The sequence below is a fragment of the Mucilaginibacter jinjuensis genome, from assembly GCF_028596025.1.
Lineage (GTDB): Bacteria > Bacteroidota > Bacteroidia > Sphingobacteriales > Sphingobacteriaceae > Mucilaginibacter > Mucilaginibacter jinjuensis.
In genome coordinates this window covers 5,487,549-5,513,831 of record NZ_CP117167.1, presented here as the reverse complement: position 1 = coordinate 5,513,831, position 26,283 = coordinate 5,487,549, and the positions used below count along the sequence as shown (strand labels likewise).

The 26,283-nt window shown below is 42.0% G+C and carries 24 protein-coding genes; 11 read left to right on the top strand and 13 right to left on the bottom strand.

Going from position 1 to position 26,283, the window contains the following annotated elements; translation table 11 throughout:
- Window positions 1–31 precede the first annotated feature (31 nt).
- Window positions 32–460: a VOC family protein gene (locus PQO05_RS23830; protein ID WP_273629955.1), complete on the top strand. Its 429-nt coding sequence runs from the start codon at window positions 32–34 to the stop codon at window positions 458–460.
- A gap of 151 nt (window positions 461–611) precedes the next feature.
- Here PQO05_RS23830 and PQO05_RS23825 read toward each other — a convergent pair whose 3' ends face one another.
- Genes PQO05_RS23825 through PQO05_RS23805 form a run of 5 tightly spaced genes read right to left on the bottom strand, consistent with a single transcriptional unit; the run spans window position 612 to window position 4,276 of the window.
- A complete protein-coding gene (locus PQO05_RS23825; protein WP_273629954.1) occupies window positions 612–1,397 on the bottom strand; it encodes a fatty acid desaturase family protein in 786 nt (261 codons plus the stop codon).
- A gap of 34 nt (window positions 1,398–1,431) precedes the next feature.
- Window positions 1,432–2,403: an MBOAT family protein gene (locus PQO05_RS23820; protein WP_273629953.1), complete on the bottom strand. Its 972-nt coding sequence runs from the start codon at window positions 2,401–2,403 to the stop codon at window positions 1,432–1,434.
- Window positions 2,404–2,411: 8 nt separating this feature from the next.
- The gene (locus tag PQO05_RS23815; protein ID WP_273629952.1) at window positions 2,412–2,846 is read right to left on the bottom strand and encodes a hypothetical protein; all 435 of its coding nucleotides are present in this window, start codon (window positions 2,844–2,846) and stop codon (window positions 2,412–2,414) included.
- 56 nt (window positions 2,847–2,902) lie between these two features.
- On the bottom strand, window positions 2,903–3,721 hold the full coding sequence (locus PQO05_RS23810) for a DUF393 domain-containing protein (protein WP_273629951.1): 819 nt from the start codon (window positions 3,719–3,721) through the stop codon (window positions 2,903–2,905).
- 48 nt (window positions 3,722–3,769) lie between these two features.
- Window positions 3,770–4,276: a GbsR/MarR family transcriptional regulator gene (locus PQO05_RS23805; RefSeq protein WP_273629950.1), complete on the bottom strand. Its 507-nt coding sequence runs from the start codon at window positions 4,274–4,276 to the stop codon at window positions 3,770–3,772.
- 109 nt (window positions 4,277–4,385) lie between these two features.
- Here PQO05_RS23805 and PQO05_RS23800 point away from each other — a divergent pair, with 109 nt between their 5' ends.
- The 6 genes from PQO05_RS23800 to PQO05_RS23775 all read left to right on the top strand — a co-directional run bounded on the left by PQO05_RS23800 (window position 4,386) and on the right by PQO05_RS23775 (window position 12,336).
- Window positions 4,386–5,285, top strand: coding sequence for a helix-turn-helix domain-containing protein (locus PQO05_RS23800; RefSeq protein ID WP_273629949.1), 900 nt, complete (start codon window positions 4,386–4,388; stop codon window positions 5,283–5,285).
- Window positions 5,286–5,382: 97 nt separating this feature from the next.
- The gene (locus PQO05_RS23795) at window positions 5,383–5,997 is read left to right on the top strand and encodes a YdeI/OmpD-associated family protein (RefSeq protein ID WP_273629948.1); all 615 of its coding nucleotides are present in this window, start codon (window positions 5,383–5,385) and stop codon (window positions 5,995–5,997) included.
- 148 nt (window positions 5,998–6,145) lie between these two features.
- Window positions 6,146–6,520, top strand: a complete 375-nt coding sequence (locus PQO05_RS23790; protein WP_273629947.1) for a hypothetical protein — start codon at window positions 6,146–6,148, stop codon at window positions 6,518–6,520.
- Window positions 6,521–6,605: 85 nt separating this feature from the next.
- Window positions 6,606–7,991: a TolC family protein gene (locus PQO05_RS23785; RefSeq protein WP_273629946.1), complete on the top strand. Its 1,386-nt coding sequence runs from the start codon at window positions 6,606–6,608 to the stop codon at window positions 7,989–7,991.
- 7 nt (window positions 7,992–7,998) lie between these two features.
- Window positions 7,999–11,241 (top strand): efflux RND transporter permease subunit, encoded by a 3,243-nt coding sequence (locus tag PQO05_RS23780; RefSeq protein WP_273629945.1) that lies wholly within the window; start codon window positions 7,999–8,001, stop codon window positions 11,239–11,241.
- 6 nt (window positions 11,242–11,247) lie between these two features.
- On the top strand, window positions 11,248–12,336 hold the full coding sequence (locus tag PQO05_RS23775; protein WP_273629943.1) for an efflux RND transporter periplasmic adaptor subunit: 1,089 nt from the start codon (window positions 11,248–11,250) through the stop codon (window positions 12,334–12,336).
- A gap of 50 nt (window positions 12,337–12,386) precedes the next feature.
- Here PQO05_RS23775 and PQO05_RS23770 read toward each other — a convergent pair whose 3' ends face one another.
- Window positions 12,387–13,052: a Type 1 glutamine amidotransferase-like domain-containing protein gene (locus PQO05_RS23770; protein WP_273629942.1), complete on the bottom strand. Its 666-nt coding sequence runs from the start codon at window positions 13,050–13,052 to the stop codon at window positions 12,387–12,389.
- Between the two features lie 201 nt (window positions 13,053–13,253).
- Here PQO05_RS23770 and PQO05_RS23765 point away from each other — a divergent pair, with 201 nt between their 5' ends.
- Window positions 13,254–14,867, top strand: coding sequence for a hypothetical protein (locus PQO05_RS23765; protein ID WP_273629941.1), 1,614 nt, complete (start codon window positions 13,254–13,256; stop codon window positions 14,865–14,867).
- Between the two features lie 39 nt (window positions 14,868–14,906).
- On the opposite strand, the gene PQO05_RS23760 is transcribed toward PQO05_RS23765, so the two are convergent.
- The 4 genes from PQO05_RS23760 to PQO05_RS23745 form a co-directional block, all read right to left on the bottom strand.
- Window positions 14,907–15,977 (bottom strand): PAS domain-containing sensor histidine kinase, encoded by a 1,071-nt coding sequence (locus tag PQO05_RS23760; RefSeq protein ID WP_273629940.1) that lies wholly within the window; start codon window positions 15,975–15,977, stop codon window positions 14,907–14,909.
- A 460-nt stretch (window positions 15,978–16,437) separates the two neighbouring features.
- Window positions 16,438–17,673 (bottom strand): MFS transporter, encoded by a 1,236-nt coding sequence (locus PQO05_RS23755; protein ID WP_273629939.1) that lies wholly within the window; start codon window positions 17,671–17,673, stop codon window positions 16,438–16,440.
- Window positions 17,674–17,715: 42 nt separating this feature from the next.
- The gene (locus tag PQO05_RS23750) at window positions 17,716–18,372 is read right to left on the bottom strand and encodes a FadR/GntR family transcriptional regulator (RefSeq protein WP_273629938.1); all 657 of its coding nucleotides are present in this window, start codon (window positions 18,370–18,372) and stop codon (window positions 17,716–17,718) included.
- Window positions 18,373–18,466: 94 nt separating this feature from the next.
- Window positions 18,467–19,228: a restriction endonuclease gene (locus PQO05_RS23745; RefSeq protein WP_273629937.1), complete on the bottom strand. Its 762-nt coding sequence runs from the start codon at window positions 19,226–19,228 to the stop codon at window positions 18,467–18,469.
- Window positions 19,229–20,021: 793 nt separating this feature from the next.
- Between PQO05_RS23745 and PQO05_RS23740 the strand changes: the two genes are divergently transcribed.
- The 3 genes from PQO05_RS23740 to PQO05_RS23730 all read left to right on the top strand — a co-directional run bounded on the left by PQO05_RS23740 (window position 20,022) and on the right by PQO05_RS23730 (window position 22,816).
- Window positions 20,022–21,212 (top strand): PAS domain-containing sensor histidine kinase, encoded by a 1,191-nt coding sequence (locus tag PQO05_RS23740; RefSeq protein ID WP_273629936.1) that lies wholly within the window; start codon window positions 20,022–20,024, stop codon window positions 21,210–21,212.
- Window positions 21,209–22,261, top strand: a complete 1,053-nt coding sequence (locus tag PQO05_RS23735; RefSeq protein ID WP_273629935.1) for a response regulator — start codon at window positions 21,209–21,211, stop codon at window positions 22,259–22,261. The genes PQO05_RS23740 and PQO05_RS23735 overlap by 4 nt, the downstream gene beginning before the upstream one ends.
- 90 nt (window positions 22,262–22,351) lie before the next feature.
- Window positions 22,352–22,816: a Rossmann-fold NAD(P)-binding domain-containing protein gene (locus PQO05_RS23730; protein WP_273629934.1), complete on the top strand. Its 465-nt coding sequence runs from the start codon at window positions 22,352–22,354 to the stop codon at window positions 22,814–22,816.
- Between the two features lie 131 nt (window positions 22,817–22,947).
- Here PQO05_RS23730 and PQO05_RS23725 read toward each other — a convergent pair whose 3' ends face one another.
- From PQO05_RS23725 to PQO05_RS23715, 3 genes are all read right to left on the bottom strand, one after another.
- Complete coding sequence (locus PQO05_RS23725) at window positions 22,948–24,738, bottom strand: hypothetical protein (RefSeq protein ID WP_273629933.1); 1,791 nt, start codon at window positions 24,736–24,738, stop codon at window positions 22,948–22,950.
- 86 nt (window positions 24,739–24,824) lie between these two features.
- Entirely contained in the window at window positions 24,825–25,187 is a 363-nt protein-coding gene (locus PQO05_RS23720; protein WP_273629932.1) for a hypothetical protein, read from the bottom strand.
- A gap of 198 nt (window positions 25,188–25,385) precedes the next feature.
- Entirely contained in the window at window positions 25,386–25,955 is a 570-nt protein-coding gene (locus PQO05_RS23715; protein WP_273629931.1) for a fasciclin domain-containing protein, read from the bottom strand.
- Window positions 25,956–26,283 lie beyond the last annotated feature (328 nt).

The window sequence follows — 26,283 nt, the reverse complement described above, 5'->3', positions numbered from 1 at the left end:
GACTATAAATTAATCATCTAACAAAAAAATCATGAGAACAATTAATCCCTGGATCAACTTCAACGGTAATGCCGAAGAAGCATTCACTTTTTACAAATCGGTTTTTGGCGGCGAGTTTACTAAGATCATTCGTTTCAAAGACCTGTCAGGTCCTGAATTTTCGATACCGGAAAGCGAAGCAAATAAAATAATGACCATTGTTTTGCCTATCGGGAAGCACAATGAATTAAGAGCCAACGATGTTCCTGAATTTATGGGACGGGTGAATGAAAACGAAAACAGGTCTAAAATATCAGTTAGTGCAGAAAGCCGGGAAGAAGCAGACCAGATTTTTAACGGATTATCAGCAGGCGGAGATATCGAAGGCCCGATAGGCGACAGCCCATGGGATACGTATGCCGGAATGTTTAGGGACAAATATGGTATTGAATGGATCGTTGAATTTGACCCCAATTATTAACAGGTAAGCTTTTAATGCCGAAATCGCATACAGATATCAGATTATTAATGTATTGATAATCTGATATCTGTATATTTTATGTTAGAATTAAACCTGTCAACCTTAGAAGAAGTCCGGGATTATTTGTCTGAATGAATCAAGCCCATCTTATCTAGAATGTCTGTTTCTTCTGTATATCAGGCAATGCCTGGTCAATTCTTTTAGCCAGTTCGGGCAGTTTAATGGTGGGTACTCCGGGAAACAGGTGATGTTCCAGGTGATAAAACATACTAAACGTGATCTTATTTTTCCACTTGCTTCTTTGGGTCCGTGCCAGTTCGGGGCTTTCATGCGTGTCATGGTGCACGGTCCACACGGCAAAAAAGGCCATCAAAAATTCGCCGAAGATCATCACTATAATATGATAGATTAAAAAATGAACGTCGAAGTAAAAAACGAGAAATAAAAACACACTGATCGAGATGAGCTCGGCAACCAGGTTCCCTACATATTTTTTATCGCCAAGCTGCAGGGTGATTTTATGGATTAAAAACATGTGTACCGGCCCGTATAAAATTGCACCATACCAGCTCATTCGGGCAGATTTTCCTTCATAATCATCTTCGGTTAAACAGTATTTGTGATGCCTGATGTGATTAAATTTAACCGCATGGATAGATACTATCATCAATATACTGTTACTGTAAAGTGTAAACCAGGTAAGAAACTTGTTGGTGCCTAATGAGTTGTGAAAGCCGTTATGTACCTGCCTTAAACCGGTAAGAAAGAAAAAGGCAGAGAACGGTAACGCTAAAATATAATAACCATTATAGGCCAGCAGCCATGAGAGCAACACCCAGGGGATGGTAAGGTTATTCTCGATCAGCATTTCGCGGGCGCTTAAGTTTTTAAGGTCCTTCCATTCAACTTTCTTTACAATTTCGGCATGTGTCATCATGTGGTGGTTTTAAGGTTGGTGATATTGGGTTCTGTTAAAAATTATAATGCAAGCCGGCCAATGGCCAAACAATTTGTTTAATAAACTGCGGGTGAAACAGCAAAGGAGCCGGTACAACCAGCCAAAAGAAGAGCCATATTTTGGCAACAACTTTATGCTGTAAAAACGTATTTTTTCTGATGGTTAAAAACTTCTCAAATAATACCAAAGCTCCCTGAATTATAAAGTAAAGCATAGGCAGGCCGTAGCCGCTGTTTACAGGTACGCTTAATGCCAGCTCATGCAGTAAACCTGAGAAAGCAAAGGCCAGCAGTAATGCTACCGGGCTGCCTGTTTTGGCTTTTAAGGGACGAAATATGGCAACCGAGGTCATTTCGCTAAAGGCGATGTTCCAGCGTTTGCTCCAAAATTCGGTAAGGCTTATTGCTTTGGCCGGTTGCCTGAAAAGCAGGTAGGTATTAGCTCCACTAAACCGCCACATCCCCGCACTAATGCTAAGCATGCCGAAGTGTAGTATCAGGCTTAAGCCTATTAATAAAATGGCGCTTACCAATATTATGGTTGCTGTGCTATGAGAAAAATGGAGTAGCAGGTGTGCTAAAAGTATAAATAATGCCCCTGCAATAACCCGGCTAACCCCTTGCCAAACCAGTGGCCAAGCATTGGGCAAGGCGGCTTGCCCTAAAGTTTCGAAAGGTTGTGCCCGCATACCGGCCCAACCGCCTGCAAAGGCAAGCCATTGCTTGAAACTAAGGTTTAGTTTTTGATGCTTATAACTTTCGGCTACGGCAATTACTTTCATGGCGGTAAAGGTTGTTGCTATAATGGCCAGCATCCTGATGATGGGATGATCGTGCATAAATAGGAGGTGCACCGTAAGAATAGCGAATACAAACATAAACCAGCTTGCGGCAATCAGCCTTTTTTTGATGATGAGATAGCCCAGCAACAGAACCAGCAGGTTGATGCAGGCAAAGTAAAACAGATGAAATAATAAGATATACATGATGAGGTTTAGGTGTTATGAAAGTTAAAATAAAATGCCAGGCTGTAAACAATACTCAGAAAGACAAAGAGCGTAACTAATACCGTTTCTCCAATTTTATTCCAGATCCCCGCAGGGAAGTTAGTTCTGTCGAAGTATAAAAACTGAATTAATACTCTCGAAATCCAATATACAGCAATAAATGCATCAACCAGTATAGCAAGCTTTGAGCCGTTGCTTAATTCCCCGGTAGCAAACACAGAAAGCAGCCCGAAGCATAAATTGATAACCACGATATATCCGGCATAGGTCCAAAACATTTGTTTAATTAAGGGCTGAACCTTAGCCAGCTCTGCACGCCAGTTTAGTATTCGGGGGATGGCCAGGCTTCCTGTTACCAAAGCAATCTGGGCCAAGCCTGCCAGGTAAATTAATTGTTGTAAATGTGTGCGGAGTATCTCCATAGCGTTTAGCTCAAAATATTGTTGATAGCTGCTACTTCTTCTTTTTATAAGGCATGTTATTTGGCTAAAAAGATGAACAGTAAAACCAACAGGCGATAGCAAGCCCAGCTAACAGTAAGTGTCCAGCCCAGACTGAGTAGTTTGGTGCGGCGGATGTGTTCCAGAAACATTAAACCGGCCATAGCCATAAAGTAGCACACATAAAAAACAGGAGGGAGGCTAAACCAGGTGGCTAAGAGTAAGCCCGGCAATAACAACAGTGCACCTGCGAAAGAAATAGTCATCATATTACCCAGGTAGGCCCACTTTTTATCGCTGGCAAACAGGCTGATTATTATTCCCTGGAAGAAGATCTGCCCACCGCAGATCAAATACTCGCGATAGCTGGTTCCCACCGGCAGCAAGCCATACATCAAATGCACATAAGCAGTTAAAATATAAGCGGTAATTGCCCATGTAAATAATAAATAGGCTACGCGATAGTGCAGTTTAAACGTGGGCTGATAGGCGTATTGCTCAGTTGCAGCCGGGATAATTACCCTTCTGTTATAAGAAATAAATGCATAAACTTTACTCATTAGCCATACAAAGGGCGCAAACTCAAACAGCGGTTTAAGTGCAGGTATGGCTACCGAAAATACTTTAAATAAACTTTTAACACCGTAAGTAACTTCGCCGGTTTCCTGGTTTACCAGGGCAATTTCATTAACGGCGCGTTGCCTGTCAACCAGGGGGCAGGTTTCAACAGCGGTTTCCTGGTAAGCAGCCCTGCCATCTTGCTCCAGCAGGCCGGTACTTACAAATGCTTTAGTATACAGGCTGCACATGGGGCATTCTGCATCGAAAAGGATCAGGTGATTTTTTAAAGTATTCATAATATTGAAATTTCAGTAATTAATGAAAGTTTAAGTGCAAAAAAAATCTTACTTGAAGATTTTAAAAATTGAACCCCAAAACCAATTTTCCTCAGCCTTGAGCATGGTTTCTAAAGTTTTATCAACGTTTTTAGCTAGTTTATTAATATCTGTTACCGATTTATGAAAGGTTTGATAAGCAGGATCTTTTTTATCGCCCTCAACTTTCGTCAGCTCATCCAGTACTTTTAAAACCGGGTCCAATTCTCTTTTGCGGCGTTCTTTGGCAACCTGGCGGGCAATATTCCAGGTGTTTTTATCAGCATAAAAATATTCTTTGCGCTCACCTGCTTTGTGTTGTTTTTCTACCAGGCCCCAGCTCATTAAATCGCGCAGGGTCATGTTGGCGTTACCTCTCGAAATGCTTAGCGCCTCCATGATATCTTCGGTAGTTAGCGTTTCGGGGGTTACCAGTAGTAGGGCATGTACCTGTGCCATGGTGCGGTTAATGCCCCACTCAGAACCCAACTTGCCCCATGCCTCAATAAATTTCTGTTTTGCTTCAGGTAATTCCATGTACAAAAGTATATATAATATTGAATTTTCAAAATTTATTGAAAGTTTATTTTTATGAAATAATGAAATTTCTTTTTCTATTTTAGGATCAGGCCTTGCGGCTAACGCTATGGGGACAATAAAAAATGCGCTGCCTTATTATACAGAAATTAATGATTTTTTGGCCTCGATCCCTTGGCCGGGACAAACTACAGATCCCGATTTTTATTGTTTGCGATTAAAGCCTCTCGAGCAAAACCGGGCAGTATACAGGCCGCCTTTTAAACGTTCATTTTACTTTTTTGCCCTGCTGATAAATTCAGGGAAGATAGAGGTTAACTATGGTGCCCAAACCGTTCATGATCCGGATTCTTACCTTGTTTTTCATTCGCCAAACCTGGTGTATAGCTTTGCGCATAATAATGCCCTCGAAGGGTATGTGATTTATTTTAAGCCCGAATGTTTCTTATTCTTCAAGCCCGACTTTCACCAGCAATTTCCGCTGTTTGATATATTGCATACCAACCTGTTTAAGTTTGATCATGCTACCTTTAAACAACTGGCGCCACATTTCGAAACGGTGTTTCGCGCTTATGAAAGGTCGGCTAAAGGGCAGCATATAGAAGCAAGGGCAAAGTTGCTTGGCCTGCTCTATTATTTGGAAGATTTTTGGTTAGCAAGGAAAAAGGATACTCCCACGGTTTCAACGCAGCAAATATTGTTACGCAAATTTATTCAGTTGATCGATAATCATTATATCAACAAACATACTGTGCAAGAGTATGCAGATATGCTTTCGGTTACTGCCAATTATCTCTCCCAAACTGTTAAACAGGTTTCGGGCAAAAATGCGCTTTCATTTATTGCCGAACGTTTGGCCGCCGAAGCCAGATCGCTCATTCAATACACCGATTTTGAAGTAGCCGAGATTGCCTGGCAGCTCAATTTTTCAGACCCTGCCAATTTTGGTAAATTCTTCAAAAAGCAGGTAGGTATGTCGCCATCAGCATTTCGTAAACAAAACAGGTAATTAAATTAACCAGTATCCCCAATTTTTTAACCAGATCTTCTGCCTTAGTTTAGTTTTTTTTGCTGCAACAATTGTAATTACTAAAAAACCACATATCATGAACTATAACCCGGCTGTAGATGATTATATAACCAATGCAGAAGATTTTGCAAAACCTATTCTTGCGCACTGGCGCACGCTGATTCATCAAAATTGCCCTGGGGTAGAAGAGGCCATAAAATGGAGCCTGCCCCATTTTGAATTTAACGGCGATAATATGTGTGTGATGGCATCCTATAAAAATCATTGCGCTTTCACGTTCCTGAAGGCCGACCTGATGACCGACCCGCGCCTGAAGGTAAATAAAGACTTAAAACCGATCCAAAGGTTTTTAGGGAAGATTACCAAGCCAACCGACCTGCCGGCAAATGACGAATTTGTTGCCATGCTTAAAGAAGCCATGCAGTTAAATGAAAAAGGCATTAAGGTAAAAAGGGATAAGCCGCAAACTGATAAGCCCAAAGTGTTGGAAACTCCCGATTATTTGTTGGCTGCATTAACAGCTAATGGCAAAGCAAAGGAGGTTTTTGAAAGCAAGTCCAACTCTTTCCGCAAGGAGTACATTATTTGGATTACCGATGCCAAGACCGACGAAACGCGACAAAAAAGAATAAATGAAGCCTTAGAATGGATAGCCGAAGGGAAAGGCAGGTTTTGGAAACACCAGAAATAGATATGAAGGATGACTGCTTATTGAGTGTAAGAAATAGTTTATAGCTAATTCATCGTCTAAAATAGCCGGAACCCCTCCATTGCAACATTCCCGTTACCCTTAAAACAATATGCAATTAATATTCATTTTTGCACGTATATAACTATATATGTCGAGGTTAAAGGTGATAAAATTCATATTAGTGTTTGCAGCATTGCTTTTTGTTGCCAAACCTTTTTTGGGTTTTAGCGGACTTAAACTTTTAAAGGAAAGCAAAGACAATACGATTATACTGGTAAAAGCATTTACCAAACGTGTACCCGAATACCTGGAAGAGGCCGAAATTAAAAAGGCCACGATACAAAAATTGCTTATCAACCCGCCGGCTAATTTAGTGCTGGCTATTACTGCATTATTATCCTTATTATTTCCGCTGATTTATAAGATCAGAGAAAATATTACAGGTCAGTTTATTGACCAACTCTCTTTTAATAGTTTACAGGATGAGCGTACTTACTTGCTCACCGGTAAATTAACCATCTGATTATCGGCTTAAAATAACATGCTCCTGGGCGTTCTGCCGGGGCTGTTCGATAATCAATCCAATATTTATTTTATACAAATTCAGCATGTCAGGCTTTAAAAAAGTCGTGGGCGTTGCGGTATGTTTATTTATAATAATACATGCGCAGGCCCAGCAAATACCTCCAGCTATTTCATTAAAGCAACTGCTCAATCAGGTTGAGCAAAAAGCGCCAACCTTAATTACAGATTCGGCAGCCATATTAATAAAGCGGGCGCAAGCCACAGAAACTAAAAGTAACTGGTTGCCCAACCTCAGGCTAAATTACCAGGCCGATATAGGTACCAATAACAACGTTGCCGGCCCGTATTTTGGTTTCGGCATTATCCCGTCAAATTCGCGCGGTGTACGTACCGAAAGCAATGCCACAGCTACAGGCGCTAACTTAGGTATTGCCGCTTTAGATTGGGAGGTTTACAATTTTGGCTCTTATGGCGCCCAAAACAAGGTAGCCAGTTCTGATATTAAGGTTGAGCAAAACCAGTTTGCGCAATCCAAATATCAATTGCAGGCTTATACTATCGGCAGCTATTTACAGCTAACCCGTTTGCAGGATTACCTAGCTATACAGCAGCGTAACATTAAGCGTAACGAAGAAATCAACCGCTCTATCCGCTCACTGGCTAAAAGCGGCGTAAGGCCTGGTGTAGATACCAGTATTGCAGAAGCCGAGCTCTCTAAAGCGCGCTTAAATTATATCGAATTAAATAACCAGTTAAAGCAGGTTCAATTACAACTATCGGCCATAAGTGGCTTGCCTTATGCTACCATTATACCGGATACTTCGGCCGAGACTAACCTTATCAGCCAGAATGCGCCATCAGCTGTTGCCGATACCGTTAACCATCCGCTTATTAATTATTATCGCTCTGTTTACCAGAACAGTTTACAGCGGGAGGATATGGTGCGTAAGCAATACAACCCCAAGATTTTGTTAGAGGCCGCTGCCTGGGGCAGGGGTTCGAGCGTTGATGCTAACGATAATTTCAACAGCGTAGGCAGTGGTTTCGATTTTCAGCGGGGGAACTACCTTGTAGGCGTAGGTATCTCTTACAACCTGTTCGACCTGCGGCGTAAACAACTCAAACTTCGCACCCAAAAAACGGAGACTGATTACGCTCAAAAGAAACTGGATGAGCAAAAGCAAATGCTTGCCATTAGTGCCAACCAGGCTTCGGTGGAGCTGACCACCGCACAACAACGTTTGCAGGAAATACCGAACCAGTTAAAGGCGGCTAATGCCGGGTATCGCCAAAAGCTTTCACTTTATCGCAGCGGCTTAACTGATATTATCGAATTAAATGCGGCTCTCAGCATCCTTTACCGTGCCGAAACTGATTATGCACAGGCGCGCTATGCTTACGTTAATGCGCTTTTCCAAAAGGCCATTACAGAGAACCAGGTAACCGCTTTATTGAACACCTTAAAATAGAATAATTATGTCAATGGTCACGTCTGCATTAAAAAGGCCGATAACTACGATGGTTATCACCATGAGCCTTTTGATATTTGCAGTGCTTAGTGCAATAAAAATACCGATAGATATATTTCCGCAGTTAAACCTGCCCACTATCTATGTCATCGAGTCGTACGGTGGTATGTCGGCCCAGCAAATGGAGGGCTTCTTTTCTACCGGCTTGCAAAACCAGTTTTTGTACATCAACGGGGTAAAAAGTATCACCAGTAAAAATATCCAGGGCTTAACACTTATTAAGCTGTCCTTTTACGAAAGCACCAACATGGCCGAAGCTTCGGCGCAGGTAGCTTTGCAGGTAAACAGGGCAACAAGCTTTTTCCCACAGGGTGCATTGCCGCCGCAGGTAATCAGGTTCGATGCTTCTTCGCTGCCGGTTGGTCAGCTGGTATTTTCGAGCCCAACCAAAAGTTTGAAAGATATTTATGACCTGGCCGCAACCCGTATCAGGCCGATGTTTTCAACCATTCCGGGTTTATCTGCCCCGCCACCGTTTGGTGCTAATGCAAGGTCGATCACCATTAATGTTGATCCTGATAAATTACGTAGCTATAACCTAACAGCCGATGAGGTGGTTGATGCCTTGTCGAAATTTAACGTAATGGCGCCTTCGGGCAATTTAAGGTTGGATAATACCATGTACCTAACCACCATGAACTCGTTGATCAAGAGCTCCGATAACTTTGGCAGTATCCCGGTTAAAACGCAAAATGGTGTGCCCATTTTTGTTAAAGATTTTGCCCGTGTTGCGGATGCCGCCGATATTACAGTTGATTATGCTTTGATTAACGGCAAACGTTCGGTGTACATTCCCGTAGTTAAAACGGCCGATGCTTCTACCTGGTCGGTGGTGCAAAGTTTGAAACAGAAACTGCCCGAAATGCAATCGCTGCTGCCCGATGATGTGAAACTATCTTACGAGTTCGATCAATCGGTATTCGTGGTAAACGCAGTAAAAAGTCTAATGACCGAAGGTGGACTGGGTGCCTTGCTTACCGGCTTAATGGTACTCCTCTTTCTGCGCGACTGGCGAAGCAGTTTAATTGTGGTAATTACTATCCCGGTTTCTATTTTAATAGGGGTGTTGCTGCTCAGTTTATTCGGCCAAACCATCAACATCATGACCCTAAGCGGACTGGCATTGGCTATCGGTATCCTTGTGGATCAGGCAACGGTTACGATTGAAAATATCCACCAACACCTCGAGATGGGTAAATCGAAACGGAAAGCAATTTATGATGCCTGTGAGGAGATTTCGTTCCCGCTGCTGCTTATTTTGCTTTGTATCCTCGCTGTATTTGCGCCATCGTTTATGATGAGTGGTGTACCGAAAGCGATGTTCTTGCCGCTATCGATGTCCATCGGGTTAACCATGATCGTGTCTTACATTTTGGCGCAAACGGTAGTGCCTATTTTAAGTAACTGGTTAATTAAGGCAGAGCGTTACCAAAACTATCATCACCGCCACGTTCATGCGCATGCAGGCGAATCGTTAGATAACCCGGAAGAAACGCAGGTTCACAATCATTTACAACACGAAAATGAAGAGCCCGAGCAAAATGATTTCTTCGAAAAAGTAAAACTCCGCTTCATGAACATCCTGAAAAAATGGATGCCGAATAAAAAGGTTATCGTGCCGGTTTACCTTGTAGCCGTAATTGTGCTGGCTGGGTTATGCTTTGTTTTTATCGGTAAAGATATGATGCCGAAGATCAATAATGGCCAGTTTCAGATCCGTATGAAAGAGCCGCAGGGTACACGACTTGAACGTACCGAAGATAAGTTTAAACAGGTGCTGGCCATCATCAATAAAACGGTGAATAACCATGTGGAGATTACCTCCGGCTATATCGGGCTAATTCCAAGCAGTTACGGTAGCAGTAACCTTTACATCTTTAACACAGGTACGCACGAAGCCATTTTACAGGTAAACCTTGATGAAAGTTACCATGTTAATATGGATGAGCTAAAGGATGCCCTGCGCAAAAACATTCATTACGCCCTGCCCGAAATGCAGATCACCTTTGAGCCGATTGACATGACCGAGAAAATCATGAGCCAGGGTGCATCAACCCCAATTGAGGTGCAGGTTGCCGGTAAAGATATGGTGCAGATTGAAGGTTACGCCAATAAGGTAATGGCCCGGCTGAAAAACATCAAATACCTGCGCGATGTGCAGATTGAGCAGCCACTAAGGTTCCCGGTAATTTCAATTACTGTTGATAGATTGAAGACTGCACAGCTGGGTTTAAATATGAAGGATATTGCCCGTACGGTTGCGGCAAGTACAATCTCAAGCCGTTTTACAGAGAAGAATTTGTGGCTCGATGAAAAAGGCGCATATACCTACCAGGTACAAGTACAGGTGCCCGAGTATTCGATGAACAGTATGGATCAGCTGAAAGAGATCCCGCTGGTAAAAGGCCAGAGTAGCCCGGTACTGGGCGATGTTGCCGAATTTAAAACCGTATACGTACCGGGAGAATATGACCGCGACGGCCCACGGCGCTACCTAACAGTAAGCGCCAATATTTATAAAATGGATTTGGCACAGGCAACATCAGATGTGCAAAAAGCAGTGGCAGCCGTAGGCACACCACCTAAAGGATTGATTGCCACAATAGGAGGAATGTCGGGCTTGTTGACGGATACTTTAACCAGCTTGCAGAATGGTTTAGGCTTTGCCGTATTGGTGATCTTTTTATTGCTGGCTGCCAATTATCAATCGTTTAAAGTTTCGTTAACGGTATTATCAACTGTGCCTGCTGTAATTTTGGGTTCGCTCACGGCATTGTTGATTACGGGGTCAACGCTTAATCTGCAATCGTACATGGGGATGATCATGTCCACCGGGGTATCGGTAGCCAATGCCATCCTGATTGTTACCAATGCAGAAAACCTGCGATTGGATTACCGTAATGCCACCCGTGCCGCGGTAACCAGTGCATCCATCCGTTTAAGGCCAATTTTAATGACCAGTTTGGCCATGATTGCCGGGATGATCCCAATGGCATCGGGTATGGGCGAGGCCGGCGAACAATCGGCTCCGCTTGGTCGCGCTGTAATTGGCGGCCTGTTTGCCTCAACATTGGCAGCCCTGTTTATTTTACCGCTGGTGTTTGCCTGGGTACAGGATAAAACCACTTACACATCGCCTGCGCTGATGCCCGAGGACGAAATTTTAACCGAAGAACCTATTAATGCTTAATCTATCATGAAATACAATAAATTAATATTATGTGCTGCCATCAGCACCTCGCTATATGCCTGCTCTGGCAACCAAAAACCGGTTGATCTGACTGAAAGTAAAACTGCATCATCTGCTGTATCCGCCAATCAATTTGGTAATGTGGCAGAAAAGGCGCTATCAAGCTCGGCGCGTTTGCCCGGTCAGCTGAAACCCTTTAATGAGGTTAACCTGTTCCCCAAAGTGAACGGGTTTGTAAAGCAGCTTTATGTAGATCGTGGCTCTATCGTAAAAAAAGGCCAGCTCCTGATCACGCTCGAAGCCCCCGAAATGGAATCTCAATACCAGGCTGCTAACTCGCGCTACTTACAGGCGCAGGAAACCGCCTTGGCCAGTAAAGAGAAATACCAGCGTTTAAAAGAAGCTGCCGCCGAACCCGGTTCGGTATCGCCATTGGAATTGGATAATGCATCGGCCAAAATGAAAGCCGATGAAGCCATTGCCAATTCAGAACGCTCAAATGTGGCATCGGTGCGTACCATGCAGGGTTATTTAAATATTTATGCCCCTTTTGATGGCATGATCGTTCAGCGTAATGTATCACCAGGTGCATTGGTAGCGCCGGGTAAGGCTACAGATCAACCCATGCTGGTATTGCAGGATATTCGCAAAATGCGTTTGGAAGTTTATATCCCCGAAGATTATGTGGATAAAGTTGACCTGACCCAGCCGGTAACTTTTATCTTTAATGCCATGCCGGGCAATGAGTATACGGCTAAGATCAGCCGCTCGGCAAATGCCCTGGGCAGCATGCGATCAGAAGCTATTGAGATTGATGTGGATAATGCCAAACAATCATTAAAGCCGGGTATGTATGCCGAAGTGAAGATCCCTATGCTGTCGGGCGCAAAATCATTACTGGTGCCGAATAGTGCTATTGTGCGTTCAACAGAACAAGAGTATGTGATTGCTGCACGCGATGGCAAAGCAGAACTGGTGAGTGTAAAAGAGGGCTTAGCCACACATGATTCTACCGAAGTATTCGGCAGCCTTAAAGCCAATGATCGCGTTTTGCTGCATGCCAGCGACGAGATTAAAAACGGCGATAAACTTTAATCAACAACCAAACCCACTGCCCGGCTTAGCGTTGGGTAGTGGGTTTAAATTCAGGGAGTAATCAGCTTCCAGTTTCCCTCAGAAATCACTTCGACTACACCGTCGACCACTTTAATGGCGGTTTGGTCATCAATGGCATACGATGGCATCGGTAGGGTAGCGGCCAGCTTCTCAATATTAGCCATAGAATTTTGCGGAAACGTTGGGTAGTCCAAGTGTGGGTGAATTGCAAAATCAATCAGTCCTAATGATTTAGCACTTTCTGCCGGCAGCGTGTGGTTACCGAAGGTGCTTCCATGACTGGTCATGATCATGCTCCCGGCGCTTAGTCCTACATACACCACTTTTTGCAGCAGCGAAGGTAACAGATCTGCCACTCCAGATTGCTTCATCCAATAGGTGAGATACTGGCAATCGCCGCCGCCAACCAGCAAAGCGTCCGTCTCATTTAGCGTGGATAGCCAGAATTCTTTTTTGAGGCTGGGCAGCGTTGTAAGCTCGAATAAGCTCAACGATTTCCAGCCCAATTCGCAGAAAGGGTCGCCCAATGTCCCGCAAATCACCCGCCGTAATATATCACCGCCATTGGGTATACCATAAACTGCAGTTGGGATAAAAAGAGCGTTGGCTTCGGCAATCGGTTTACCCAAAAGCACGATCAATGCATTACGGATGCTTTGGTTGCTGATACCGGCTGAAGTGAGCAGAAGTTTCATGGTTTCTTCGATTAGCCTATTTCGTTAATTATCAATAACTAATATTAGTTTAAGAGTGAAAATTAATCATAAATTTCAATATTCAAATTAATGCTCAATGCAAATTACTTTGAGCGATTTACCGTTTAATAGTATGGTGAACTAAAACTAAAAAATACATCATGGCGTTATAAAATAATTACCCCTTGAAATAGCATCATAATGAATACCTCGTCGTTATTAGCATCAATTTTAGTATTAAAAAAAATACTTACAGTTTCATCCCCGAACATAAAAACGATAGTAAGTTTAATTGCCATAGTGTTTATTGGGCAACCATTATTGGCTAATGCAGAAAGCTTTAAGTTTAAAGTAAAAAATACTGATAAAACTAATGTGGTTGTATTTTATAAAATTAATAAAAAGTCGGGTGGCTATAAACTGAAAAGTTTGTTGAGTTTGAAACCGGGCGAAGAGAAAATCAAAGAGATTTCGCTGAATAAGGCAGATACTATTGCCTTTTACGGACAGGATCCGGAAGAACAAACTTCTGTAATTGTTAAGAAGGATTTTGCAACCCTTATTCAAAATAAAAATCAGGTTGTTTACATCCCAATCATTATTCCTGAAAAACAGGCTACTAATTTCGAATCGCTTGAAGGCTTGAGTGTAAAACTGGAACATAATAAGGTGCTTAACTTTCTACTGAAGATTGATTCGGCTTCTATGAGCAGCTTATCGATGCTTGAAAATAATTTTCAGAATATTTATCCACTGGGTACTTTCATTTTTGTGGATACTAAAAATAACCGCTTGCTGCTGCCTCCTTTAGAACCATCATTCTGGAATACGAATGAAACTTATCTCACCATTCAGGATAGCCTGTATGCGATGGTTAACAAAGATAAAAGAGGCATGGCTAATGCACAAGTTGCTTATTTTGTTGCCAAAATGTTCGACTCATTAAGGGTCAATAATTCGGCTGAACTGGAGTTTAAAGCGAAGCTTTCTTTACTAAGGTGGAAGCCTGCGCCTAATGCCAACATTTATCAGATATTTAACGATAAAGCGGTACAGGATTTCTTGCAAAACTGCTATGCGCAAATCGATAACCCTGATCAGGAATATCAGCGTTACCGGCTCTATTTCCTTTCATCGTATGAAAGAATAGATGATTTGGAAATTTACGGTAAACAGTTTTATAATTTCGGTAACGAGGCAGATTTATCAATAAGTTCGCCCGCACAGGTTTTTAGTACTAATATGGGCGTAATGTATACCAAAAATAAAACCCTGAGTAATTATTATTCGGTACAAGGTGCAGTGTTGCGAACTAAAGCTTATGATTTTACTTCATTATTATTCAATAGCTTTAAAAATAATGTCAGAAATAAAATAATTGCTGATTCTTATTCTAATCAGCATAAAACTACGGTAGCCATAATTGATGAATATAAAAGTTTGGTTGCCTATAATCCCGATCCGGTTAGGCTTAGTTTGCAAGCTTTAGATCCTAAGGATGCTGATCCGTCATTGATACCCATTGAAACTACAGTAAGTAATTTATCCGCCTATAGTTACATGCCTTCTGATACTTCGAAGCAAGCTGCCGCAATAGCCAATAACTATAAGGCTGATACCTATAACAACAAAGTGAAAATGTTTAATTCGCATTTAAGTAAAATAAACAGCTTAATAAAACAGCTCGATCAAACCAGTATAGATATAGACCGGATATCGCAAACCAATCCCGACAAAAGTTTTAGTAGTACAGTTAGTGCGCAGTCGCTTTTGAAAGAAGTTGAAGTTAATAGCCAAATTGTGCGAAAGGAGTGAGATTCAGACCGAATATGACTAAATTTAATAAAAACGGTATTAATCTTTAAAGGAGATTATAAACTTAGCGCCTTCATCTGGCTTGCTTTCTATGGCAATGTGGCCGCCCAGGCTGGTAACGTGGTTGTAAACAAGGTACAGGCCGATGCCCTTACTATCGGCATGGTTATGAAATTTTTGATTGAAGCCGAAGATGCGGTCCTTCACCTTATCCAGATCAAAACCAATGCCTTCATCACAAAATACTAACTGTTTGGTGCCATCCACCATGCACGATTTAATGCTGATTACCGGAGCCAGCTCGGGTTTGGTATATTTGATAGCGTTGGTGAGCAGGTTTAGAAATATACTTTCGAGGTAGGCTTTGTTGAAATTGATCTGGGGCAGATCGGTAAAATCGATATTGATGGTTACTTTGGCATCATGCAGCAACGAGCGGATTGATTGTAGCACGGTTTGCAGGCATTGGTCGAGATCAATAGCTTCGATCGAAACATTTAGTACATGTTTTTGGCTTAAGGCATCAACATAATTGTTGAGTGTGGTTTTAAGGGTTTCGGCGGTTGATTTTAAGATGCCGATATATTCAAGTGTGTCTTCATCACTTATTTTAGATATATCCATCATATCAAAAGCCAGCAGCAGGTTATTCACCGGCGAGCGCAAGTCGTGCGAAGTAGTGTAGTTAAGCTGCTTAAGGTCGTGGTTGGTTTTGGTTAAATCGGCCAGCAGGATATTGCGGTCGTCTTCCAGTTTCTTTTTATGGGTGATGTTTTTGGCGATGGCAAACACCAGTCCTTCGCTTTTAATGGGCATTGATGTCCACGAAAGCCAAACTATCTCACCTGTTTTGGTTACATACCTGTTTTCGAAATTTAACAGTGGCGTGTTTTTGGTAAGGTTGTTCCGCTTTTTGGCAGTAATATCCTGATCGTCGGGATAAACAAAAGAGTTGATTGGACTGGCGAAAAGCTCCTCGTTAGTATAGCCCAATATTTTAGAAACCGTTGGGTTAATGCGCTTAAAGTAACCATCGAAACCTGCAATGCAGATCAAATCTTGTGATAGCTCGAAAAAGAGTTCTAAGTTGAATTGGTTATTAGTAGTCACGCTAAAATATACTTTGGTCTACAATTAGGGGACACGGCAATTGGTTCTTCCAATATACGTAATTGATAACCGGAATAGTATTTAAAAAACGTGTAACAATGTCTTTAAGGTAATTTATTTTCTGAAAATATAAATGTTTGTAATTGAATAGAAAATAGATGAATCTTTACAACTATTGGGAGTGGTTTTTTTATTGGGAAAGCACCTGTAATCACCCATTGTCGCAAATGCGACAAATGTTGATAGATAAGTCTTATTTAAATTTAGCAGCTTTTTGAGAGACGTTCCAAGGTAGAGTCACATTAGATATAAGGGGCCTAAATTAGGCCCCTTATTAACGTTAGTGCAAATTGCACTGACAGTCGTGTTCCCCTAAATTAGGGGAATGCAATGACTGTGCTGCCACTTCTAACGTTAATAAGGGGTATAAAATGAAGGGTGTAATATCCCCTGTTAATTTTTATTTAGCTAAAGCTTTCTTCCCTTCAATATTGGGCAGTAAGCCGGTGAAAATACCGATGAGCGGTAAAAATGCACATACTTTAAATACATAATCTATACTGGTTTGGTCGGCCAGTTTACCCAGTACAGCCGAGCCGAGGCCGCCCATACCGAAGGCAAAACCGAAGAACAAGCCCGCTATCATACCTACCTTACCGGGTACTAGTTCTGTAGCATAAACCAGTATGGCTGAGAATGCCGATGAAATGATAATACCAATGATGACAGATAAAACACCGGTCCAGAATAAACCTACATAAGGCAGCAGCAAGGTGAACGGTGCTACACCTAAAATAGAGATCCAAATAATGTATTTACGGCCAAAGCGATCGCCCAACGGGCCGCCTATTAACGTACCTGCGGCTACAGCGCCCAAAAAGGCGAAGAGATAGATCTGTGATTCCTGTATCGATACATGAAATTTATTGATGAGGTAAAAGGTGTAGTAGCTTGTCATACTGGCCATGTAGAAGTACTTGGAGAAGATGAGGATCAGCAGAATACTCAGAGAGAAGTAAACCCTTTTTTTAGATAACGAATGATGTACCTCATCGGCAACAACAACCTTATTAAGCGAACGCTGATATAAATGCGCTTTGTACCATTTGCCGATATTGAGCAAAACAATGATGGCCAAAATTGCACCGAGACAAAACCAGGCAATATTTTGCTGACCGAACGGCACCACAATAATGGCCGCCAACAGCGGACCGATTGCACTACCCGCGTTACCACCCAGCTGAAATATAGATTGCGCCAATCCCTTTTTTCCGCCCGATGCCAGGTGCGCCACACGCGATGATTCGGGGTGAAAAATAGAAGAACCGATACCGATTAAGCTAACGGCCCAAATCAGGTTTACAAAACTATTGGCAAAAGCCACCGCCAGTAAACCCAGTAAAGTAAACCCCATACCAATGGCCAGCGAATAGGGGCGTGGCTTTTTATCGGTATACATACCCACAAACGGCTGTAGCAGCGATGCGGTAAGTTGGTAGGTAAGCGTAATTAAACCAATTTGCGAAAATGTAAGGTGAAACCTGTCTTTAAACACCGGGTATACTGCCGGTATTACAGCCTGCAATAAATCATTAAGCAGGTGCGTAAAACTGATAGTGAACAGGATAGAATAAACCGTTTGCTGTGCAACCTTTTTTACATCAACGGTGGGTGGATTGAGTTCTGCTGTTTTCATAATATTAGATCAGATCATCTGATGAATTTGGGTAAAAAATTTTTATTGACGGATGATTTTTGCAGCAATATTCCAGGCTTTTTTGGCATCGCCTGCAATGATGCTTTTATAAAGTTGTTCGTGTATAGCGGTGGTTTCAATAAAAATACCGGTATCGGGATAAATTTGGATGAACCACTTTTTTAAGTGCACAGAAGTAGCCTTATACAAATCGGCCAGGATCTCGTTTTTCGATGCCTCAGCAATAGAAACGTGGAATTGGATATCGGCATCAACACAAGCTTCGAGCAAACCGGCTTCTGCCGCAATTTTACGGGCAGCAAGGTGGCCTTTCATGGCGGCAATATCTTTATCAGTACGGTTTAGGGCGGCTTTTTCGGCAATCTTCATTTCCAATAGCTGTCTCACCTCGTCCAGGTCATGCATACTGGCGCGCTTCAGGCGCTGGTCCATCGGCTCGCGGCTCGCGGTTATTTGCTGCACAAAAGTGCCCACGCCCTGCTGTACACGCAGTAAACCCGAGTTGGTGAGTATTTTAATCGCTTCGCGGATGGTTGAACGCCCAACCCCAAAATTTTTCATCAGTTCGGGCTCAATAGGCAATTTATCATTTACCTTATAATGCCCCAGCGAAATTTGCTCCTGTAATTTAGCAGCAACCTCGTCGGCCAGTGATTTTTTTTGGATAATGGTGTTCATTGTTATTCATCATATCATCAGATGAATTACGAAGGTAAGAGGTTTGTTTTGAAAATGCAAATTGTTTGAGTGAGTTGGAATATAATATTATCTATTAAATATAGTAATACTCTTTTTTTAAATCTTCAGGTGAGATATCGAAGCCAATGAAATTAGTTTCGGTATCTCCTGGAAGAATAATAATCGAAAACATGGCCTTCAGACGAGTGGCCATTAAAATTACATGATCATAAGATTCTTGTTTCAATGCTCTTGGCTGTAAGTCTTCTATCTTTTTATGCGAAAGATATTTTTCAGCATGTTTTTTAGATAAAAATAAGAAAATGAAGTTTTTATGATTTCGTTCAATTATTTCATAGCTTCCAGTTAGATTATTGTATTGATCAATTTCCATTAAGATATAGAAAGGCTCTCCGCGCTGTTTAGGATTGGGTAAAAATACGTTAGTAAGTCTAATACTTATTAATTGCATAAAATTAGGAAGATCGCTTGCTAATAAAGTTATTATGCCTTTTTCGTCAGCAAACATTTTTGCCCCATCTTGGAAACCTGATAATGAAATAATTGCGCCAATGATATTATTTAAGTCTCTAAGCTTAGATTCAAATTCTTGTACACGTCCTTTATTTATTGGAACATTAGTGTTTTTACATTCTATTGCAACCCGATGTGTAATACCTGCTTTCTTAAATTCATAGTATATATCAAATTCATGAGTGTAATTGCTTTTCCTGATCTTAGCATTTTTCGTAACTATGATTTCTTCAGTTTGATCAGTGTCAATATTTAGCAGGAAATCATATATATAATGAACATACTCTTCAAACTCACGTCCTTTATTTTCAATATTGAGCATTTTGTTATTTTAATAGAATATTTAAAAAAACGAATAATAATCAATAGTGAAAAATGAGTTGTGCTATATTTTAGTTTGCATCTTTGTAGGTCGGGGATTGCTTCGTTCCTCGCAATGACGCGCTTGATAGGAAAGTCTACACCCACAACCCCTCAATACCCTAACCATTGTGGCATCTTAATTTTCGGATAGCACAATACCTGCCTCCACACACCCATTAATAGAAAATTGAGCAGCCACGACTTTTCTTTTTGGTTCATTTTCTTTTGAGAGAAAAGAAAAAGAACATCCAATGACGATTCATAATTCACACTTCCATCCCTAATGAAAAACAGATTGTGCGTTATTGTGGGGTAGTAATAATCGGTCTGAGATTGCTTCGTACCTCGCAATGACGTGTTCTGTGGAAAGGATACTGCCATCACAACCCCTTAATACCCTAACTCCTGTGGCCTCTTAATTTTCGGATAGCACAACATTGGCCTTCGCACACCCATTAATAGAAAATTGAGCAGCCACGAGTTCTATTGGTTACTTTTTCTTGCGGAAAGAAAAAGTGACATCCACTGACGATTCATATCACTCACACGTCCACTCCTAATAGAAAACGGATTGTGCGTTAACTAAGTCGGTGGTAATCGGTCGGGGATTGCCACACTATTGCTCGCAATGACGTGTTGGGGGGGCGGATGACAAGAAAAAATGACCGTCATCATTTTTCCCTCAAACCTTTATCACTTTTAATTCGCCGGGTATTTCGATATTTGTGATAAGCCTCACTATTTAGGATTTTATGGAGAATGCCGCCCTGCTACAAGCTATTATCGAGAATGCCATCGACGGTATTATTACCATTGATGACAGAGGGCATATCGAATCTATTAATCCCTCGGGATGTAGGTTATTTGGTTATTCGCCCGATGAAGTAGTGGGTAAAAACATTGCCATGTTGATGCCACCGCCCGACCGCGACCGCCACGACCAGTACATTAGCCGATACCAGCACACCGGCGAAGCGCATATTATAGGCAAAGGCCGCGAGGTACAAGGCTTGCGTAAAGATGGTTCTACATTTCCGTTCCGCCTGGCGGTAAGTGAGGTGCAGTATTCGGGGCGAAAAATTTATACCGGTTTTATCCACGATCTGAGCAAAGAAAAAGAAGCCGAAGACCGCCTGAAAGATTATGCAACCCATCTCGAAGATTTGGTGCACGAGCGTACACAATCGCTCAAAATGTCGGTAGAGGCTTTGCAGCATGCGAAAGAAGAAGTGAGCCAGTCGCTGGAGAAAGAGAAGGAATTAGGCCAGATGAAGAGCCGTTTTGTATCGATGGCCTCGCACGAATTCCGTACGCCGCTCAGCTCTATCCAGCTTTCGGCGGTACTGATCGAGAAGTACGCGCAGGATTTTAACAACCCCAATATCACCAAACATATTGGCCGCATTAAAAATTCGGTAGGGAATTTAACCGGGATCTTGAATGATTTCCTGTCCCTCGAAAAACTCGAAGCCGGTAAGGTGGAAGCGGTGATTGATGCCTTTGATATTGTAAAATTTAGTGAAGAAATTACCGAAGAAATGCAGCTCACAGCCAAACAGGCGCAGCATATTATTTACCAGCATACGGGCACGGCCAGCATGGTTAAGCTCGATCAGGCGCTGTTGAAAAATTGTATCATCAACCTCATCAGCAATGCCATCAAATATTCGGGCGGGGATAGCTTTATCGAATTTAATACCGAATTGAACGATAAGCAGCTGATTGTGGTGATAAAGGATAACGGTATCGGTATCCCCGAAAGCGATCAGAAACATTTATTCGAAGCATTTTTCCGGGCACATAACACAGGTAATATTCCTGGTACCGGCCTGGGTTTAAATATTGTTACCCGATATGCCCGGCTCATGAATGGCACCATCGATTTCAAAAGCCAGGTTAACCGGGGCACATCGTTCACCCTTACATTCCCCATCGTACAATGACTAAATGTATACTCATTATAGAAGATAATAACGACATCCGCGAAGACACAGCAGAAATTCTGGAATTGAGCAGATACAAAGTTTTGCAGGCCGAAAATGGTAAGATCGGCGTAGAAATGGCCGTGACCCACAAACCCGACCTGATACTTTGCGATATTATGATGCCCGAACTGGATGGCTACGGCGTGTTATACCTGCTCTCTAAAAACCCGGAAACGGATGCTATCCCCTTTATATTCCTAACCGCCAAGGCCGAACGGCCAGATTTTAGAAAAGGCATGGAAATGGGAGCCGATGATTATCTTACTAAACCCTTCGACGATGTGGAACTACTGAATGCGATTGAAAGCCGGTTCAGTAAAAAGCAAAAGCAGGAGAACTTTTACAGCAAATCATTACAAAGCATAGAGAGCCTGGCAACCGGTACAGGCAATGGTTCGGCAGAGTTAAAGGCATTGATAGCCGGGCGAAAAATTAGGCATATTAAAAAGAAACAGGTTTTATATTACGATGGCGATACGCCGCAGGGAATTTACCTGGTACTGGAAGGCGGTATTAAAACCACCAAGCTTGCCGAAGATGGCCGCGAGCTGATGACCGGCCTGCACCGCCCCGAAGATTATCTCGGCGTAAATACGATTTTACTGGATAAACCTTTTACAGAATCGGCAGAAGCTGTTGAAGATTCAGCAGTTTGCCTGCTCCCTAAAGATACCGTGTTGGAGCTGTTGAACCGTTACCCGGATATCGGCAGGCAGTTTTTAAAGATCCTGTCTAATAATTTAAAAGACAGGGAAGAGCAATTGATAGAAATGGCTTATCACTCGGTGCGCAAACGTTTGGCGGGTGTTTTGATCAGACTTAGCAAACTATCGGCGGATCAAAACCAATTTAAAATTTCGCGCGAGGAACTGGCTGCAATGGCCGGCATAGCCACAGAAACCGTGAGCCGTACCCTTACCGATTTTAAGGATGAAAAGCTGATTGAAAAGAAAGGATCCACCATCAGTATTTTGAATATTGATAAGCTGTCGAAAATGAAAAACTGATCAGCGTCACTTTTTTGGATGACGCTGCGCATAGTTTAAGCAGGTTGCTAAGGGTAGTTTTGATCTGATTAAAACAGCCTTTAACCCCAAATGAAAGTAGTAGCTTATAGTATTAAAGATTTCGAAAAGGTATTTCTGGCCATGGCCAATTGCCGTAAACACGAAATTACCCTCATCTCTAATCAGTTAAACCCAGAAACCGCCATTTACGCCGAAGGCAAAGACGCTGTAATTGTTTGCAGCAATGATGATGTATCGGCCCCGGTTATTAACCTTCTGGCCGATATGGGCATCCGGTATATTACCACCCGCACCTCTGCTACAGATCATATCGATAAGCAAGCTGCTGCCCTAAGAGGTATTAAACTGGCGAATGTGCCCCCTGTTTCACCGCTAACCATTACAGAACATACCACCATTCCACATCATCTGCTCACCAGTGATGCCCTGCAACAAATAGCCAACCAAACCATCAAAAACCTCGACCTATGGCAACAAAACAAATGCGTAGGTAAGGCCTGTATTTGTGCTAATGGGTGTTCTGTTGGTCATTAGTTCACTGGTTCATTTGTTCAATAGTTCATTAGTTTATTTGACATAATTTGAATGATAGAGCATATTCTATCATTCAAAACTCTATCATTCACTCATTGATTCTTTATTCTATCATTCACTCATTGCTTTACTCACTCCTTCACAACTAAAATAAGATTTAGCTCAGCTTCTGATAAACTAAGCAGGCGATACATATCCTGTATGCTTTCCTGGGTTTCATTAGTAATTTGCGGGATGAGTTGTTTGTAATAATCAATGCCCTGCTGTAGCTGCTCTTTAAACTTGCTGAAGTATTTCTCCTTTTTATCTGTAAGGGTTTTCAGATGCATGGCGATGTCTTTCTTCAGGTAATCGATATAAAGGTTCAGCTCGTTGATAAACAGGTTGGGCCTGCTTACATTTTGCAGCAGGTTAATACCTCCGTAAATGTGTTTCGCCATCTGGTCTAACGAGTAGGTACTTTTAAAGTAGGCGAGATTTGGTCCGGGGCAAATGGCTACAGCATTGTTTTCGCGGGGTTTAAGCATATCGTTTTTAATATATGCCGATGCGCACAGGCCTTCGCATAAACAGATCTTCTCTGTAATGGCATCGTATTGCTGCTGATAATCTGCCGCTGGTAATTGCTGTGCCTCCAACTCCTGTATTTTCAGATGCTGATATTGGCGAGATGCCGTGCAGATAGCCATTTCGGTAAACTCGGTGTTGTTACACAAAAATTTTTTGGTGCATGGGCTTCCTGGTCGGTTATGCTCAATGCGGTTTAATCTTTGCTGTTCTATACTGCTCTTCTTGAAATTATTAAACAGAACCCCAAGCGGCGATGAGGCGCTGAGGTAGAAATCATCAGTATTGGCAGTGGTTAAATTGGTTAAAGTATCATCATCAACATTAGTAGCTTCGGGTACCAATAAAAACGGACTACCCCAGCCGGTAGCATCCAGCTGATAATAGTTAAGTAAAAAACTATTCTCATTGCCGGTGCCAATTCCGCCCTGTACGCTTATACGTTGGTTTGGTATGGTTTGGGCAAAATAACTCTTATGCTCAAGTACAGGTTGGCAGATAGCCCACAATTCGGCCAGCATTTCCTGGCGCTTTTGTTTAAACTCTTCGAGTATCGGGCCTAACAATAAACCATCGGTGGCAAAGGCATGGCCACCGCAATTTAAGCCCGATTCGATCCTGAACTCAGATACCCAAATACCTTTCTTCGCCAAAAATTTAGCCTGTATTAAAGCCGACCGGAAATCACTTACTTTAAGGATTACCTTTTTACGCAGCCTGCCCGTTGCGTCTGGAAAAAAGTCGTCGAAATGCTCAATATAGCTATAAAGCTTAGGGTTCATCCCTGCCGACATGATTACTGATGACTGCAATTTACTCATGGCGAAACCACGCAGGGCAGCCAGGGCGTCTGTATTTTCGTCGCCCAAAAACTCGTCATCACTATTGTAATTCAGCTTATCCACTTTCGCCATAATATTTACATCGGTAGCGCCCTGCTGCATGCGCCAGCGCAAATGATATTTCATCATTTCCTGCTCATGTAGATTGGCGCAAGCCATCATGCGCAGGTAATCTTGTTTTAAAGCCGATGTATCAGGCAGGAGGTCGAAGTACCGGGTAATATCATTACCTGGTTCAAAAGGTTGGTTCTTTAGTTTATCAAATTGTTGGTTTACAAGATCGTGCATCAGATTCAAGTAGGCGGATATCCTGCGTGCGCGGCTATCGGGTTCGTGACTGTTAATTGGGAGATACTCCATATTGTTTTGTGAGGTATGATATTGGCGCATCCGCTCTATCAGTTCGTCATCAACAATAGAGGCTACTGATGAAATACCATAACGGGCAACTTTTAAAGGGGTATCGATAGAAAAACCAAGTCCTAAAACCGGGATATGGAAGGTATGGGGCATGTATATTTTATTAGAGAGGTTTATAGAAATAAAAAAAGCGGCATTGCACCGCTTCTTTCATTAAATTGATATTACGAAAACACTATTTATAAAACTACGGCCAACACCATTGCAATGTGTATCAACACGCTGGCTGTTAATAAGGTTAAAGTTGTACGGATGCCTTCGCCACCCATGTTGGCAATAATGGTAGTAAAGAAACACACCATGGTAATGGCCAGTACCGCTATATTGGCATCATAATAATACATTAATACGGCAGGTATCGGTAAAAACAGTACACCCTGGCCAATTAGCGTAATAAAGAACCAAAGTGTTTTATTTGGTTTCTGGCTATCGGCATAGGCCATAAATTTGGCCCATAAGTTAGTGTGAGTAGTATGGTTTGTACTTGTTGTATGATTTTCGGCCATCCAGCTTACTTGATCAATTGCTTTTAGAGTTGCCATATCGTTGTTGTTTTGATATAACAAAGGTGCCCATAAAGCACTACCTGTACCATGATGGGTGTCAGCTTAAAATATGATCTTAGTCACTTTTTAGAAGCATTATAATGCAGTAATTTGCTGGTGTTGTGTGGGATAAAATGCAAAACCCCAATAGCTTTAGGGCTATTGGGGTTTTTGCTGTTGGTTAAAAAGGGTGTATTATTTCAATACACCGTTAATGCCGTTTACAACGCCGTTGGTACCAACCATGTCATATAAAACAACTTCGGCACTTCTGCCTGCTGCATTGGTTAATTGCAAAGTTTTATTAGGGCTAACAGAAAGGGTTAACACCTGGCCATCCAGCGTGGTTAAGGTAGCTTTACCTTTACCTGCGGTTAATGCTTTAATAATTTCGGCTTTGGTATAGTGGCCGGTTACTACGTGGCCTTTTAACAAGGTGGCCAATTTGGTTGGGTCTTTCATTAAGTTGTCCAGATCACCGGCGGGCAGTTTGCTAAATGCTACGTTGTTTGGGGCGAAAACCGTATACGGGCCAACGCCTTTTAAGGTAACATCCAGTCCTGCTGTTTTAACTGCAGTGGCTGCTGTAGAGTAATCGGGATTGGCAGTTAGTATGGTTGCAACATCCAGCGCAGGGGTAGTGGTGGTTGTTGTAGTGGTAGTAGTTGTGGTTTTGTGTACGGTATCTTGTGTTTGTGCAAAAACAGTACCGGCAGTAAAGCACGTGAATAAAGATGCGGCTACTATTAAAAAGGACTTTTTCATGGTTGTAAGTATTTAAAAATGATAGTTTCTGTTAATAAATAAGTAATGTTTATTCGATATGCTGCACGTTAAAATAAATACTTTCTCGATTTTTTATTAACTGTAACTTAAATAATGACAGGATTGTTTAACCTTAATCTACATCAATGCTTTATCGGCTTGATAATCAACAGAAAAAAATCGATCTTAATATACTATATTTTGGTGTGAAGGATGCTCAATTTTCCGTCATTTAGGCCACTTTGTAATTAAAATATTATAGGTAAATGGCAGGTGTTTTTTAGCATTGCTGAAATTCATGCTTTATATTGTAGCAAAAATCAGATCC

What these genes read in the sequence shown, in the direction of transcription:
- PQO05_RS23810 (WP_273629951.1), bottom strand. Translation starts at nt 3,721, where the DNA reads ATGAATACTTTAAAAAATCACCTGATCCTTTTCGATGCAGAATGCCCC.
- PQO05_RS23815 (WP_273629952.1), bottom strand. Translation starts at nt 2,846, where the DNA reads ATGGAGATACTCCGCACACATTTACAACAATTAATTTACCTGGCAGGC.
- PQO05_RS23735 (WP_273629935.1), top strand. Translation starts at nt 21,209, where the DNA reads ATGACTAAATGTATACTCATTATAGAAGATAATAACGACATCCGCGAA.
- PQO05_RS23755 (WP_273629939.1), bottom strand. Translation starts at nt 17,673, where the DNA reads ATGAAAACAGCAGAACTCAATCCACCCACCGTTGATGTAAAAAAGGTT.
- PQO05_RS23820 (WP_273629953.1), bottom strand. Translation starts at nt 2,403, where the DNA reads ATGTATATCTTATTATTTCATCTGTTTTACTTTGCCTGCATCAACCTG.
- PQO05_RS23825 (WP_273629954.1), bottom strand. Translation starts at nt 1,397, where the DNA reads ATGATGACACATGCCGAAATTGTAAAGAAAGTTGAATGGAAGGACCTT.
- PQO05_RS23745 (WP_273629937.1), bottom strand. Translation starts at nt 19,228, where the DNA reads ATGCTCAATATTGAAAATAAAGGACGTGAGTTTGAAGAGTATGTTCAT.
- PQO05_RS23750 (WP_273629938.1), bottom strand. Translation starts at nt 18,372, where the DNA reads ATGAACACCATTATCCAAAAAAAATCACTGGCCGACGAGGTTGCTGCT.
- PQO05_RS23770 (WP_273629942.1), bottom strand. Translation starts at nt 13,052, where the DNA reads ATGAAACTTCTGCTCACTTCAGCCGGTATCAGCAACCAAAGCATCCGT.
- PQO05_RS23740 (WP_273629936.1), top strand. Translation starts at nt 20,022, where the DNA reads ATGGAGAATGCCGCCCTGCTACAAGCTATTATCGAGAATGCCATCGAC.
- PQO05_RS23775 (WP_273629943.1), top strand. Translation starts at nt 11,248, where the DNA reads ATGAAATACAATAAATTAATATTATGTGCTGCCATCAGCACCTCGCTA.
- PQO05_RS23725 (WP_273629933.1), bottom strand. Translation starts at nt 24,738, where the DNA reads ATGCCCCATACCTTCCATATCCCGGTTTTAGGACTTGGTTTTTCTATC.
- PQO05_RS23800 (WP_273629949.1), top strand. Translation starts at nt 4,386, where the DNA reads ATGGGGACAATAAAAAATGCGCTGCCTTATTATACAGAAATTAATGAT.
- PQO05_RS23790 (WP_273629947.1), top strand. Translation starts at nt 6,146, where the DNA reads ATGTCGAGGTTAAAGGTGATAAAATTCATATTAGTGTTTGCAGCATTG.
- PQO05_RS23720 (WP_273629932.1), bottom strand. Translation starts at nt 25,187, where the DNA reads ATGGCAACTCTAAAAGCAATTGATCAAGTAAGCTGGATGGCCGAAAAT.
- PQO05_RS23715 (WP_273629931.1), bottom strand. Translation starts at nt 25,955, where the DNA reads ATGAAAAAGTCCTTTTTAATAGTAGCCGCATCTTTATTCACGTGCTTT.
- PQO05_RS23730 (WP_273629934.1), top strand. Translation starts at nt 22,352, where the DNA reads ATGAAAGTAGTAGCTTATAGTATTAAAGATTTCGAAAAGGTATTTCTG.
- PQO05_RS23795 (WP_273629948.1), top strand. Translation starts at nt 5,383, where the DNA reads ATGAACTATAACCCGGCTGTAGATGATTATATAACCAATGCAGAAGAT.
- PQO05_RS23780 (WP_273629945.1), top strand. Translation starts at nt 7,999, where the DNA reads ATGTCAATGGTCACGTCTGCATTAAAAAGGCCGATAACTACGATGGTT.
- PQO05_RS23830 (WP_273629955.1), top strand. Translation starts at nt 32, where the DNA reads ATGAGAACAATTAATCCCTGGATCAACTTCAACGGTAATGCCGAAGAA.
- PQO05_RS23805 (WP_273629950.1), bottom strand. Translation starts at nt 4,276, where the DNA reads ATGGAATTACCTGAAGCAAAACAGAAATTTATTGAGGCATGGGGCAAG.
- PQO05_RS23785 (WP_273629946.1), top strand. Translation starts at nt 6,606, where the DNA reads ATGTCAGGCTTTAAAAAAGTCGTGGGCGTTGCGGTATGTTTATTTATA.
- PQO05_RS23765 (WP_273629941.1), top strand. Translation starts at nt 13,254, where the DNA reads ATGAATACCTCGTCGTTATTAGCATCAATTTTAGTATTAAAAAAAATA.